Source organism: Antarctobacter heliothermus (assembly GCF_002237555.1).
Taxonomy (GTDB): Bacteria; Pseudomonadota; Alphaproteobacteria; order Rhodobacterales; family Rhodobacteraceae; genus Antarctobacter; species Antarctobacter heliothermus_B.
Genome location: NZ_CP022540.1, coordinates 3122989 through 3135130 on the forward strand (window position 1 = coordinate 3122989; position 12142 = coordinate 3135130).

General features: G+C 63.3%; 13 protein-coding genes. 8 read left to right on the forward strand and 5 right to left on the reverse strand.

Translation table 11 applies throughout. The features are described 5' to 3' along the window. The first annotated feature begins 115 nt into the window (after nt 1–115). On the forward strand, nt 116–1126 hold the full coding sequence (locus tag ANTHELSMS3_RS14980; protein ID WP_157733523.1) for an alpha/beta hydrolase: 1011 nt from the start codon (nt 116–118) through the stop codon (nt 1124–1126). Between the two features lie 84 nt (nt 1127–1210). Continuing rightward, on the forward strand, nt 1211–2248 hold the full coding sequence (locus tag ANTHELSMS3_RS14985; protein WP_094035575.1) for an alpha/beta hydrolase: 1038 nt from the start codon (nt 1211–1213) through the stop codon (nt 2246–2248). Nucleotides 2249–2272: 24 nt separating this feature from the next. On the opposite strand, the gene ANTHELSMS3_RS14990 is transcribed toward ANTHELSMS3_RS14985, so the two are convergent. Then, a complete protein-coding gene (locus ANTHELSMS3_RS14990; protein ID WP_094035576.1) occupies nt 2273–3475 on the reverse strand; it encodes a phosphoglycerate kinase in 1203 nt (400 codons plus the stop codon). Between the two features lie 125 nt (nt 3476–3600). Here ANTHELSMS3_RS14990 and ANTHELSMS3_RS14995 point away from each other — a divergent pair, with 125 nt between their 5' ends. The 3 genes from ANTHELSMS3_RS14995 to ANTHELSMS3_RS15005 all read left to right on the forward strand — a co-directional run bounded on the left by ANTHELSMS3_RS14995 (nt 3601) and on the right by ANTHELSMS3_RS15005 (nt 5845). Next, complete coding sequence (locus tag ANTHELSMS3_RS14995) at nt 3601–4113, forward strand: peptidylprolyl isomerase (RefSeq protein WP_094035577.1); 513 nt, start codon at nt 3601–3603, stop codon at nt 4111–4113. Next, nucleotides 4100–4777 (forward strand): peptidylprolyl isomerase, encoded by a 678-nt coding sequence (locus ANTHELSMS3_RS15000; RefSeq protein ID WP_094035578.1) that lies wholly within the window; start codon nt 4100–4102, stop codon nt 4775–4777. Before ANTHELSMS3_RS14995 ends, ANTHELSMS3_RS15000 begins: the two co-directional genes overlap by 14 nt. A 93-nt stretch (nt 4778–4870) precedes the next feature. Further along, a complete protein-coding gene (locus ANTHELSMS3_RS15005) occupies nt 4871–5845 on the forward strand; it encodes a DUF3179 domain-containing protein (RefSeq protein ID WP_094035579.1) in 975 nt (324 codons plus the stop codon). A 4-nt stretch (nt 5846–5849) separates the two neighbouring features. Here the strand turns inward: ANTHELSMS3_RS15005 and ANTHELSMS3_RS15010 are convergent, their stop codons facing one another. After that, nucleotides 5850–6743, reverse strand: coding sequence for a GNAT family N-acetyltransferase (locus ANTHELSMS3_RS15010; RefSeq protein ID WP_094037154.1), 894 nt, complete (start codon nt 6741–6743; stop codon nt 5850–5852). 48 nt (nt 6744–6791) lie between these two features. On the opposite strand from ANTHELSMS3_RS15010, the gene ANTHELSMS3_RS25825 reads away from it, so the two are divergent. Then, entirely contained in the window at nt 6792–6941 is a 150-nt protein-coding gene (locus ANTHELSMS3_RS25825) for a hypothetical protein (RefSeq protein WP_198319817.1), read from the forward strand. Between the two features lie 103 nt (nt 6942–7044). Here the strand turns inward: ANTHELSMS3_RS25825 and tyrS are convergent, their stop codons facing one another. Beyond that, nucleotides 7045–8298: a tyrosine--tRNA ligase gene (tyrS, locus tag ANTHELSMS3_RS15015; protein WP_094035580.1), complete on the reverse strand. Its 1254-nt coding sequence runs from the start codon at nt 8296–8298 to the stop codon at nt 7045–7047. 62 nt (nt 8299–8360) lie between these two features. On the opposite strand from tyrS, the gene ANTHELSMS3_RS15020 reads away from it, so the two are divergent. Then, complete coding sequence (locus tag ANTHELSMS3_RS15020) at nt 8361–9467, forward strand: anhydro-N-acetylmuramic acid kinase (protein ID WP_094035581.1); 1107 nt, start codon at nt 8361–8363, stop codon at nt 9465–9467. 328 nt (nt 9468–9795) lie between these two features. On the opposite strand, the gene moaA is transcribed toward ANTHELSMS3_RS15020, so the two are convergent. Next, a complete protein-coding gene (gene moaA / locus ANTHELSMS3_RS15025; RefSeq protein ID WP_094035582.1) occupies nt 9796–10803 on the reverse strand; it encodes a GTP 3',8-cyclase MoaA in 1008 nt (335 codons plus the stop codon). 75 nt (nt 10804–10878) lie between these two features. On the opposite strand from moaA, the gene ANTHELSMS3_RS15030 reads away from it, so the two are divergent. Further along, on the forward strand, nt 10879–11379 hold the full coding sequence (locus tag ANTHELSMS3_RS15030) for a hypothetical protein (protein ID WP_439098651.1): 501 nt from the start codon (nt 10879–10881) through the stop codon (nt 11377–11379). 3 nt (nt 11380–11382) lie between these two features. Here ANTHELSMS3_RS15030 and ANTHELSMS3_RS15035 read toward each other — a convergent pair whose 3' ends face one another. After that, nucleotides 11383–12060 (reverse strand): DNA alkylation repair protein, encoded by a 678-nt coding sequence (locus ANTHELSMS3_RS15035; RefSeq protein WP_094035583.1) that lies wholly within the window; start codon nt 12058–12060, stop codon nt 11383–11385. Nucleotides 12061–12142: the final 82 nt, after the last annotated feature.

Genomic DNA, 12142 nt, shown 5'->3' on the forward strand with positions numbered 1-12142 from the left:
GCGCGGTGCGTTGCATTTCTGCATATGGCGCAACGCCGCCGACCCAGTTGAAGAGATCGTGACACGGGCAAAGAAGGGGTCGACCTTGGCGTGGGATTGGTGGATTGTCCGAGGCATGACTCGTGCAATGTTTGTCCTGTTTTTGAGTGTGAATCTGGTCCTTGTCGGCTGCGGTCCGCGTGGGTTTATCACCTTGGTGCCAACGGCCAAAACCGATGCCGTCGAGGCGGCAGTTCAGACCGTATTTATTGCAACTGATCGTCGGATCGAAGGCACCGGACCGGACGGGCTGATCGAGCAACGCTTTGGCGAGGCGCGCGATCCCCATCTGCGCTTTGGCCGCATCGATATTTCGGTGCCGCCCGTCCATGTGCCCGGCCAGATCGAATGGCCCGGAAATCGCCCGCCCGACCCCGAGCTGCATTTCGTCGCGCGCGCCGGGACGCGCTACGCCAATGAACACGCGTTTTTCCGGGACATTCCGCGCGGCGACACCGGCACTGTCGTGCTGTTTATACACGGTTTCAACGTCAACAACGCCGAAGCGATCTATCGGCTGGCGCAGATTGCGCATGATTACAAGACAGAGACGCCGGTGATCTCTTTTTCATGGCCGTCTGCCGGGGATGCGCGCGGCTATGTCTATGACCGCGACAGCGTGATCTTTGCCCGCGACGATCTGGAAACGCTGTTGGTCGGGCTGGCCCGGGACGGGCGCAGGACGGTGATCCTCGCGCATTCCATGGGCGGACAGCTGGTGATGGAGACGCTGCGCCAGATGTCGATTTCGGGCAAGGGCGACGCGCTCAGACCCATTGATGGTGTCGCGCTGATCAGCCCGGACATCGACGAGGATGTGTTTCTGCGACAGGCAAAGCGGATTACTCCGTTTCCGCAACCGTTCATGCTAATGGTGTCGAAAAGGGACAAGGCGCTGGGGCTTGCGGCGCTGATCACTGGCAAGCCGTCGCGGCTTGGCTCTATCGAGGATCCGTCGCGGCTTGAGGGGCTGCCGATCGAGATTATCGACCTCAGCGATATCGAAGGCGGCGACAGGGCCGGGCATTCCACCGCCTTCACCGCACCCGCAGCCATTCGCCTGTTGCAGGATCTGGGACCGACCTAACCGCTGTTGCAGTCCTGCACGTCTCACCCGCCATGATGCAACAAAACGCTGGCATCGAATCAACTTGTCAGTGAATTTCCCCGCATGAAGAGAGGGTTATTCATACTGTGGCTTGGCCTGCTGATCGTGGGCTGCGCCCCTAGGGGCGAGATCAACCATGTGCCTCTGGCGGTGGGTGGTGAGGCGGCGATGCGGCGTGTGTTTGTCGCCACCAACCGCAACCTCGCACCGGATGGTGATCTGAATCTCGTGCGACAGAATTTTGGCGCGCCCCGGTCGCGGGAACTGCGCTATGGCTGGGCAGATATCTCGATCCCGCCGACGCACACACAGGGTGAAATTGAATGGCCCGGCCGGGCCAAACCCGATCCGCGCCGCCATTTCGTCACCCGCGATGGCGGGCCGTATGGGGGCGATGCGACTGCCGCGCGCCGGGGATTTCTGGATGGCCTGACAGCCGCGTCGCAGCCGGGCCGCAAGGACGTTGTGGTCTTTGTCCATGGCTTCAACGTCAACAACGCAGAGGCGGTTTACCGCGTCGCGCAGGTATCGCATGACTTTGACGCGCAGATCCCGGTGGTGCTGTATTCTTGGGCCTCGGCGGGCAAGATTCGCGGCTATGTCTACGACCGCGACAGCGTGATCTATTCGCGCGACGGATTGGAAGAGGTGCTGACCGATCTGGCCGACAATGGCTGGCGGGTGACGCTGGTGGCGCATTCCATGGGCTCGCACCTGACAATCGAAACCCTGCGTCAGGCCGCGATTGCCGGCAATACCAAGGCGTTAAAGGCACTGCGCGGCGTGGCCCTGATCAGCCCCGACATTGACGAGGACGTCTTTATTCAGCAGGCGTCGCGCATCGAACCCTTTCCCGAACCGTTTCTGGTGCTGATCTCGACCGCCGACTCCGCGCTCAACGCGTCGGCGTGGCTGACGGGCAAACAATGGCGGCTGGGGTCGATGCAGGACAAGACGCGACTGGCGGGGTTGCCCGTGGACATCGTTGATCTGACAGAGTTCACCGGCGGCGACAAACGCAAGCACAACACCGCATTTACCGCACCGGCGGCGATCAAACTGCTCTACAAACTAGAGCGAGAGATCGACAAGCGCCACTAGCGCGCGGCGCTTGTCATCAACCAATCAGGCGTCGGTCGCGTCTTGCAGCGCCGCGACGCCGGGCAGGGTCTTGCCCTCCATCCATTCCAGAAACGCACCACCGGCAGTCGAAATATAGGAAAAGCCGGATGCCGCGCCCGCCTTGTTCAGCGCCGCCACCGTATCGCCGCCACCGGCAACGGACACCAGCTTGCCCACTTCGCTGAGGTCTGCGGCATGTTTCGCGGCGGCATTGGTGGCCGTGTCAAACGGCGCGATCTCGAACGCGCCCAGCGGGCCGTTCCAGATCAGGGTTGCCGCCTCGTCGATGGCCTCGATGATCGCCTCGACTGATTTCGGTCCGGCATCAAGGATCATCGCATCCGGCGGGCAGGCGTCTGCCGCAACGGTTTCATTCTCAGCGTTTTCTTTGAATTCGCGCGCGACGACCACGTCAACCGGCAGCAAAATCCGGCACCCGGCGGTCTCTGCCTTGGTCATGATCTCCTTGGCGGTGCCGGTCATTTCATGTTCGGCCAGCGATTTGCCCACGTCGATGCCCTGCGCGGCAAGAAAGGTGTTGGCCATGCCGCCGCCGATCACCAGCATGTCGACCTTTTCGACAAGGTTGCCCAAGAGTTCCAGCTTGGTAGAGACCTTGGCCCCGCCGACCACCGCCAGCACCGGGCGTTCCGGTGTGCCCAACGCGCCCTCCAGCGCCTCCAGTTCGGCCTGCATCAGCCGTCCGGCGCAAGAGGGCAGGGCATGGGCCAGCCCTTCGGTCGAGGCATGCGCCCGGTGCGCCGCAGAAAACGCGTCCGAGCAGAAAATATCGCCAAGGGCCGCCATTCCGGCCACCAACTCGGGATCGTTCTTTTCTTCGCCCGCGTGGAAACGGGTGTTTTCCAGCAAGGCCACCTGATTATCGCCAAGCGCATCGATCACCGCCGCAGCGGCCGGACCGACACAATCGGCGGCAAAGACCACCGACACGCCCAGCACATCTTCCATCGTCGGGATCAGGTGCCGCAGGCTCATGTCGTCGCGCCGCTCGCCCTTGGGGCGGCCGAAATGCGCCAGCAAAACAGGCTTGCCGCCTTTGTCGAGAATGGTTTGCACCGTGGCGGCGATCCGCTCGATCCGGGTGGAATCGGTGACGCGCCCGTCTTCCATCGGCACGTTGATGTCGACCCGGGTCAGCACGCGCTTGCCCTCTAGGTCCATGTCGTCAAGGGTGTTCCAGGCCATCTTTATCCCTCCGGTCCACTGTCCCGGCCCACTAGACCCGATCTTCGCCGCAGGTCAACGCCGTCTTGGCATCCCCGGCTGTCCGGGCTACCTCTCGTCGCAGTTTTGAAAACGGAGAAACAGACATGGCCGAGATCAAGGATCCCGAAAACACTATCCTGATGGAACTCAAGGACGGCACCGTCACGATTGAGCTGATGCCAGACGTGGCCCCCGACCACAGCGCCCGCATGAAGGAACTGGCCCGTGCCGGTGCCTATGACAACGTGTGCTTTCACCGCGTGATCGACGGCTTCATGGCCCAGACGGGCGACGTGGCCAACGGCAACATGGAACAGGATTTCAACCTGCGCCGCGCGGGCACAGGCGGTTCCGAACTGCCCGACCTCAAGGCCGAGTTTTCCAAGCTGCCGCATGACCGTGGCACGCTGGGCGCGGCGCGCTCGCAGAACCCCAACAGCGCCAACTCGCAGTTCTTCATCAACTTTGGCGACAACCATTTCCTGAACGGTCAGTACACGGTCTATGGCCGGGTGATTTCCGGAATGGAACACGTTGACGCCATCACCCGGGGTGAGCCGCCCGCCGCACCGGACCGCATGATCTCGGTCAAGGTGGCCGCTGATGTCGCGGACTAAGGCCGTTATTGGTGCCATTGCGGCGGTGCTTGTCATCGTCGGCGCCTTCACCATTTTCCGGAGCGTGGAGCCTGAACCCGCTCCGGTACTGGACGCGCCAGAGGTTGCGACCACGCTGCCCGTTCCAGAGGTCATCCCGATCCCCGAAGGCACCGACATTGGCCTGCGGATCGAGGTGGCGGGTGAAGCCAACGGCACCATTGTCATCGACCTGTTCGAGGATGTCGCGGGCGGTCATGCCGCCCAGATCGCGGCATTGGCGCGGGCGGGCTATTATGACGGCGTTGTCTTTCACCGCGTCATTGACGGCTTTATGGCCCAGACCGGCGATGTCGAGTTTGGCCGCGTCGGGGCCGAGGCGTTCGACATGCGCCGCGCAGGCATGGGCGGCTCACCCCTGCCGGATCTCAAGGCCGAGTTTTCGGACGAACCGTTTGAACGCGGCATCGTCGGCATGGCCCGGTCGCAAAGCCCAGACAGCGCCAATTCGCAGTTCTTCATCATGTTTGCACCCGGTTCTTTCCTGAACGGACAGTACACTGTGGTAGGCCGCGTGACCGAAGGCATGGAGATTGTCGACGCCATCAAGCGCGGCGATGAGCGCGCCAATGGCTCTGTGACAGGTGAACCTGATCGCATGGTCAAGGTCACCGTCACCGAATGACCCCGTCCCACGCGTTTTCACAAGCGCGTGGGAAAGACTCGGCAGAACGGGCAACTGCGGGCATTCTGGTGCAAGGAACCAGGAGGAAACCCCATGCGCCTGTTGCCAACCCTCGCCGTCGTCGCCCTGTCCATGGCGCTGGCCGCGCCCGTCACCGCCGATCCGTCACTGTGGAAAGGCGAATGGCCCGACACCGATTTCGAAAAAACCACCATCACCAACTGGGCAGAGATCATGTCCGGTGGTCCACCCAAGGACGGCATCCCGGCGCTGTCCGACCCGCAATTTATCGAGGTCGCTCAGGAAACCCGGATCAAGGGCAATGAGCCGGTCATCACCGTGGTTGTCGACGGAGAGCGCCCGCGCGCCTATCCGATCCGCTATCTGACATGGCATGAGATCGTCAACGACACGATTGGCGACATCCCCGTCGCGGTCACCTTTTGCCCGTTGTGCAATTCCGCGCTGAGTTTCGACCGCCGTGTTGGCGACCAAGTGCTGACCTTTGGTGTCTCCGGCAAGCTGCGCAATTCCGACATGGTCATGTATGACCGCGAAACGCTCAGCTGGTGGCAGCAGGCCATCGGCACCGGCATCGTCGGTGAGATGACCGGCGCCGAACTGACCCTGCTGCCCAGCTGGATGGAGGGGTTCGCCCAGTTTGCCGAGCGTCACCCGGACGGCGTCGTCATGGCGGAACCGGCGTGGAACCGGCCCTATGGTCAGAACCCCTATCGCAACTACGACAGTTCCAAACAGCCGTTTTTGTATTCGGGTGAGATGCCGCCGCATGACGTGCCGCCCCTGATGCGGGTGGTGCGCGTGGGGGACCGCGCTTGGCCGATGAACCGGCTGGCCGAGGAAAGGGAAATCTCCGAGGCGGGCGTGGTGATCAGTTGGCGCGAGGGGCAAGCCTCGGCGCTGGACGCGGGCACAATCGCTGCCGGGCGCGATGTGGGCTCGGTGCGGGTGCGCGATACGGATGGGGCGGACCTGCCGCATGACGTGTTGTTCGCCTTTGCCTTTCACGCCTTTTGGCCGGACGGGGAATGGATGATGGGCAACTGACGGATCACTGCAGGAACCGCCGGGGCAGCCGCCGTGCCAGTGGCGCCAACGCCCCCAAATGCAGCCACGTCCCACCCAGACGGTGCGTGTGCGCCCCGGTGCCCAGCTTGAAATGCGCCAAACCCGGCGCGTCCTGCGCATTGAGAATACCCAGATCAAGACAATCATGCCCCTGCGCGGCAAGGCTCTGCATCGCGCGCCACAGCAGCAGGTTTATGGCGTGGCGCTGTCGCCCCTCGGGGGTGGTGACGCCGATTTGCCAAGTGGCCATGCGCCCATGCCGCAGCATCAGCGCCGCCGCCACCGGCACGCCCCGCAGACGCGCCTCAAACACCTGCGCAGCCCCCGGATTGACCTGCGCAAAGGCCGCGCTGAACCCGGGCGGCATCCCGCGATAGCGCCGCGCGCGGGCCTGTGCCGCCTCTGCCGTCAACAGCCAGTGATTGGACGTCAGGGCCGTTTCACGCACCTCCAGCCCCTCACGGGTCGCTCGGTTCAGCCGGTTGCGCCATTTCTGCGCCATCGCCGCGCGCATGTCGGCCTCTGGCCCCAGTGGCAACAGCGCCAGACTGGCCGGTGTCATCAGCGGCCAGAACCCGGCACTGCGCAACAGCTCAGGCCCCAGTCCGTCTGCGTTCAGCACCAGCGGCCGACCGTCATGCCAGCGTTGCCAGCGCATGGTCCAGTCCGTCAGGTCGCCCGCCTCCGATGCAACCGGCCCGCGCGACACAAGGTCGATCCGACCCAGAACACCGATTTTGTGTGACTGGATCTGCCACCACAGCCGCACCCGGCGGCCCACCTCGCTCTTGCATCGGCGCAAGGGGCGGCCAAGCGCCTGACAAGTGGCGGCAAACTCTTCGGATTGGGGCAAGGGCAGGGGCAGGGCGGCTGTCATGCCCCACATTAACGCGATGGAAAGTTTCCATGCTGTTAACTGACGGCCATGAAAAGATCGCTCTGGCGCACCGCCGCGCCCCGTCCTGCCTGCACTGTGCTGGCCCGACCCCGGCCAACCGCGGCCTCTGCGCTGCTGTTGGCGTTTCTGCTGTCGCTGCCCTTTGGGGCCGTGGCGCTGCTACAGGCGCTGTTCTAGCGGCGGATCATTTGGGTGGATCATCTGGGCGCATGCATGTGGATTGCCGGGATCGCCCGATGCGGCGATCCTGCGCCGCCTGCCGTCTGCCGGGGCTTGCGCCTCAGCCCTCCAGCTTGACCAGCGCGTGCCGCTTCTTGCCTGCCGACAGCTTCACCGGAGAGGACAGCGCGCCCGCGTCCAGCATCAGGCCCGCATCCGTCAGCGGCGCATCGTCGATGCGTGCGCCGTTCTCTGCGATCAGGCGCTTGGCCTCCTTGCCGGACTTGGCCAGACCCGCACGAACGATCAACTGCACGATGGAAATTCCTTCGGCCACATCCGCAGGGGTCAGGGTCAAGGTGGGCAGATCATCCCCCACACCGCCCTTTTCAAACACTTCGCGCGCCGTCGCCTCGGCTGCGGCCGCCGCCTCTGCGCCGTGGCACAGGGTGGTGACCTCATTGGCCAACACGATCTTGGCGTCGTTGATCTCTGATCCGGCCAACGCGCCCAGACGGGTGCATTCGTCCAGCGGCAGCTCTGTATACAGTTTGAGGAACCGACCAACATCCGCATCGGTCGAGTTGCGCCAGAACTGCCAGAACTCGTAGGGCGACAGCATATCGGCGTTCAGCCACATGGCCCCGCCCTGCGATTTGCCCATCTTGCGCCCGTCCGAGGTGGTCAGCAGCGGTGAGGTCAGCCCATAGATCTGATGATCGAGAACCCGGCGCGTCAGGTCGATCCCGTTGACGATATTGCCCCACTGGTCCGACCCGCCCATCTGCAAAACACAGTCATAGCGGCGGTTCAGCTCTAGGAAATCATAGGCCTGCAGGATCATGTAGTTGAATTCGAGAAAGGACAGGGACTGCTCGCGGTCCAGCCGCGATTTCACCGATTCAAACGCCAGCATCCGGTTGACCGAGAAATGCCGCCCGATGTCGCGCAGGAAATCGAGATAGTTCAGCCCGTCCAGCCACTCGGCGTTGTTCAGCATCAAGGCATCAGTCGGCCCCTCGCCATAGTCGAGGTACTTGGCAAAGACCTGCTTCATGCCCTCGATATTGGCGTCGATCTGCTCGGGGCCAAGCAGCGGGCGTTCGTCGGACCGGAAAGACGGATCGCCCACCTTGGTGGTGCCGCCACCCATCAGTGTGATCGGCTTGTGCCCGGTCCTTTGCAGCCAACGCAGCATCATGATGTTCAGCAGATGGCCCACATGCAGCGATTGCGCCGTCGCGTCGTAACCGATGTAGGCAGTGACAACCCCGGTGCTCAGGGCGTCGTCCAACGCCTGATAATCGGTACAGTCGGCAAGGTAGCCGCGTTGCATCATCACGGCCATGAAGTCCGATTTGGGATGGTAGGTCATGCAAGAGCCCCTGTATACTGCGCGCGCCACCTATAAGCACGGGCAAGGCCGAGGGAAAGAGCATGTTGAAGGATGGGGCCGTCTGGGCGCTTGGGGCCATGTCGGGAACATCTCTGGACGGGGTGGATGCGGCGATGCTGCATACCGATGGCGTGCGCATCCTCGATTTCGGCACCTGCGGCTATCGCGCCTATTCCGCAGAGGAACGCGCCACCTTGAAGGCCGCGCTGGGGCGCTGGCCCGGCGCCGGTCTGAAAGACGCGCAAGCAGTGGTCGAGACCGCGCACGTCGAGTTGTTGTCACAATTCCCCGGAGCGCAACTAGTAGGCTTTCATGGCCAGACCTTGGCACATGACCCCAAGGGGCGCGGCACCCACCAACTGGGCGACGGCGCCGCGCTGGCGAAACACCTGAATTGCCCGGTGGTCTGGGATTTCCGCTCTGCTGACGTTGCGTTGGGCGGCGAAGGCGCGCCGCTCGCCCCGTTTTTCCATTGGGCCTGCGCCCGCCACATCGGGGCCACACGCCCGATCTGTTTCCTCAACCTCGGCGGCGTCGGCAACCTGACCTGGGTCGACCCATCCGCCAACAGGCCAGAGACGGACGGCGCGCTGCTGGCCTTTGATACCGGTCCGGCCAATGCGCCGATCAACGATCTGGTAGGCGAACGGCTCGGCCTCGACTGTGACCGCGACGGCGCGCTGGCTCGCAAAGGTCAGGTTGAGGAAGGCGCTTTGGAGCTTTTCCTGGACGAAGGCTACTTTCGCAAGATGCCGCCAAAGTCCCTCGATCGAGACGACTTTTCGCTAATGCTGGATTTGGTCCGCGAACTCTCGGATGCCGATGCCGCGGCCACCATGACCGGGATGGCAGCGGCCGCCGTCATGCAGGGGATGGAACATTGCCCCAGCCCGCCTGACCGCGTTCTGGTCACCGGCGGCGGCCGTAAAAACCCGGTCATGATGCGAATGCTGTCTGTCGGTCTGGACTGCCCGGTCCACCCGGTCGAAGACGTGGGGCTCGATGGCGACATGCTGGAGGCACAAGCCTTCGCCTATCTTGCGGTTCGGGTCGCGCGCGGCCTGCCAACATCGGCTCCCGGCACGACGGGCGTTGCGGCGCCAGTGGGAGGCGGACAGATCAGCCGGCCCGACAGCGTCCGATGCTGAGGCGCGCCTGCGGCGCGTAGCCTCCGGCGGGGATATTTTCAGACAGAAAAAACAGGGCGCGGTGCCAAATTTCGTCCCGTCTATCAGGAACGAAGGCGCGCAAGCTAACCATTTGTTAAGCAAGATGCCGGAGGCTGGATCGTGCGGTACAGGCGGGGACGCCGATGATCGCGACAGGAGAAGCTTTGGCTTCCTGGGTCCGTCTCGCGCGGCGGGGCGGACCCATTTAATCCGGCCCCGATTTCTTCTGTCCCGAAATATCCCGGGGAGCACGAGGGGCAGTGCCCCTCGTCAAACAAACCTGTGCGGCGCAGCCGCTCTGCTGATCTCAGCCGCCAGTGTGGGACATGTGGCGTGACACGCGGCCATCGACCTTCTGTCGGGAATAGTCGAAATCATGCCCCTTGGGTTTGAGCGCAATCGCCGCGCGGATTGCCTCTTCCAGCGGGGTATCGTCCTCCGGGAAATTGCGCAGGGCGGCGCGCAGATCGGCGTTGTCCTCCTGACCCAGGCACATGAACAACTCACCGGTGCAGGTCAGGCGAACCCGGTTGCAGCTTTCGCAAAAGTTATGTGTCAACGGGGTGATAAAGCCGATCTTCTGCCCGGTTTCTTCCAGCCGTATATAGCGCGCCGGGCCGCCGGTGCGTTCCGGCAAATCCGTCAAGGTATAGCGTTCCGCCAGTCGCGCACGCAGATCGTCCAGCTTCCAGTATTGGTCCAGCCGGTCTTCGTTGCCGATGTCCCCCATCGGCATGACCTCGATCCAGGTCAGGTCCATGTCGCGTTCTGCGCACCATTCCGTGATGCTGAACAGTTCGTCCTCGTTGAACCCCTTCAGTGCCACAGCGTTGATCTTGACCCGCAAACCGGCGCTCTGCGCTGCGTCGATGCCCTTGATCACCTGCGGCAGGCGTCCCCAGCGGGTTATGTCGGCGAACTTCTTCTCGTCCAGCGTGTCGAGCGAGACATTCACCCGGCGGACCCCGGCGTCGTACAGATCGCCCGCAAACCGTCCCAGTTGAGAGCCATTGGTCGTCAGCGTCAGTTCCTTCAGCGCGCCCGACTCCAGATGCCGGGTCATCGCGCGGAAAAACGTCATGATATCGCGCCGGACAAGCGGTTCACCGCCGGTGATGCGCAATTTCTCGACCCCCAGTCGCACAAAGCTGGAACACATGCGATCCAGTTCTTCGAGCGTCAGCAGATCCTTTTTCGGCAGGAACGTCATGTTCTCCGACATACAGTACACGCAGCGAAAATCGCAGCGGTCGGTGACGGAGACCCGCAGATAAGAAATCGGGCGTTGGAATGGGTCGATAAGGGGCTGTGTCATGGCGGTGACACTAGCTGTCGGCCCCTGTATGGGCAAGAGTGACAAAGGTCGCGTTTCGGTGAAGGGAGCCAGCCAGTGCGCAACATAACAATCGCGGCAAGAATCGGTGGTGTGATCGTTGGGGGGCTGTCGCTGACCGCCTGCGGCCAACTGGCGTTCCTAAAGGAACGCCCAGAGGCCGAAAGCCAAACTCCTGCTGCCGCCAGTCGCCCCGCGACAGTCAGCCCGCCGCCGGCAGCCGGTGCGCGCACCGTGGATCAGTTCGACACAACCACGGCGGAGGAGCGCAAGAAGGCCGCCGCCGCGCCAAAACCGCAGGGAGAGACATCTCTGGGTGACACTGTGGCCAGTCTTGGTGATCCTGCCGCGCCGGGGTTCTGGCTGGAAACGCCGCTGGTTTCGGCACCGGCCAAGGGCCGTGTGCTGAACCCGGCCACCGGGAAATCCGCGCAGGTTGATCTGATCCCGATCGACGGGCCAAAGACCGCAGGCAGCCGCATTTCGCTGGCCGCCATGCGGTTGATCGAGGCGCCGCTGACCGATCTGCCGACGCTCAAGGTCTTTTCCGGGGGCTGATCTTCAGCGCAGGTATTTGCCCGCTTCCTTGCGGGCAAAGGCTTTCATGTCGGAGCCGTGGGCGTCCAGAAAGGTGCGCGCGGCGTCGGCGTCATGTTTCGACAGGTCGCGGACCCACCAGGCAACGGCTTTCTGGATAAACCAGTCCCTGTCCGGCACATAGCCCGCCGCCCAGTCCAGCACGCGGGCGCGCGCCGCCACTTCGTCCGATTTGGGAAAGTTCAGCTTTGTAAGGGGCAGGGTGATCACCAACGCCGCGCGCCGCGTCCACATGTGTTCGCATGTGGTCCAGCCCTCGACCTCGTCCAGACGCGACAGATCGGCCATCACCCGTTTCTGCCCGGCGATACAGGCATGATCCGCCACCGCCCAGGCATCAAACGACGGAACCCAGGAACGTATCAGGTGCCAGACCGCATCGTCTGGCCGGATGCGCGCCTGTGTCAGCAATTTGGCCGCGACCACACGCGCCTCGTGGATGTTGCTCTGCCAAAGGGCCTCCGCAAGCGCCACCCGTGCCTCCAGATCCATAGTCTGTCGCCATTCCCGCGCCATCTCGTCAAGAACCGGGTTGGCGACACCCAGATAGGGGCGATCAGCCTTGTGATAGGCCGCCATCTGCGCAGCCTTCTCAGGGTCTTGCATCGTGCCAAGGGCCGCAAGCGCATCCTCTTCCGTCATGCGCGGTCCCCACGTTTCTTCTGTCCCAAAATATCCCGGGGGGGCGACCGCAGGGAGCCGGGGGCAGCGCCCCCTGAGTCCC

Bases quoted from the DNA above. Each gene is read 5' to 3' on its own strand.
- ANTHELSMS3_RS14985 (WP_094035575.1), top strand. From the start codon at position 1,211: ATGAAGAGAGGGTTATTCATACTGTGGCTTGGCCTGCTGATCGTGGGC.
- ANTHELSMS3_RS15010 (WP_094037154.1), bottom strand. From the start codon at position 6,743: ATGACAGCCGCCCTGCCCCTGCCCTTGCCCCAATCCGAAGAGTTTGCC.
- ANTHELSMS3_RS14980 (WP_157733523.1), top strand. From the start codon at position 116: ATGACTCGTGCAATGTTTGTCCTGTTTTTGAGTGTGAATCTGGTCCTT.
- ANTHELSMS3_RS15000 (WP_094035578.1), top strand. From the start codon at position 4,100: ATGTCGCGGACTAAGGCCGTTATTGGTGCCATTGCGGCGGTGCTTGTC.
- moaA (WP_094035582.1), bottom strand. From the start codon at position 10,803: ATGACACAGCCCCTTATCGACCCATTCCAACGCCCGATTTCTTATCTG.
- ANTHELSMS3_RS14995 (WP_094035577.1), top strand. From the start codon at position 3,601: ATGGCCGAGATCAAGGATCCCGAAAACACTATCCTGATGGAACTCAAG.
- ANTHELSMS3_RS25825 (WP_198319817.1), top strand. From the start codon at position 6,792: ATGAAAAGATCGCTCTGGCGCACCGCCGCGCCCCGTCCTGCCTGCACT.
- tyrS (WP_094035580.1), bottom strand. From the start codon at position 8,298: ATGACCTACCATCCCAAATCGGACTTCATGGCCGTGATGATGCAACGC.
- ANTHELSMS3_RS15020 (WP_094035581.1), top strand. From the start codon at position 8,361: ATGTTGAAGGATGGGGCCGTCTGGGCGCTTGGGGCCATGTCGGGAACA.
- ANTHELSMS3_RS15035 (WP_094035583.1), bottom strand. From the start codon at position 12,060: ATGACGGAAGAGGATGCGCTTGCGGCCCTTGGCACGATGCAAGACCCT.
- ANTHELSMS3_RS15005 (WP_094035579.1), top strand. From the start codon at position 4,871: ATGCGCCTGTTGCCAACCCTCGCCGTCGTCGCCCTGTCCATGGCGCTG.
- ANTHELSMS3_RS14990 (WP_094035576.1), bottom strand. From the start codon at position 3,475: ATGGCCTGGAACACCCTTGACGACATGGACCTAGAGGGCAAGCGCGTG.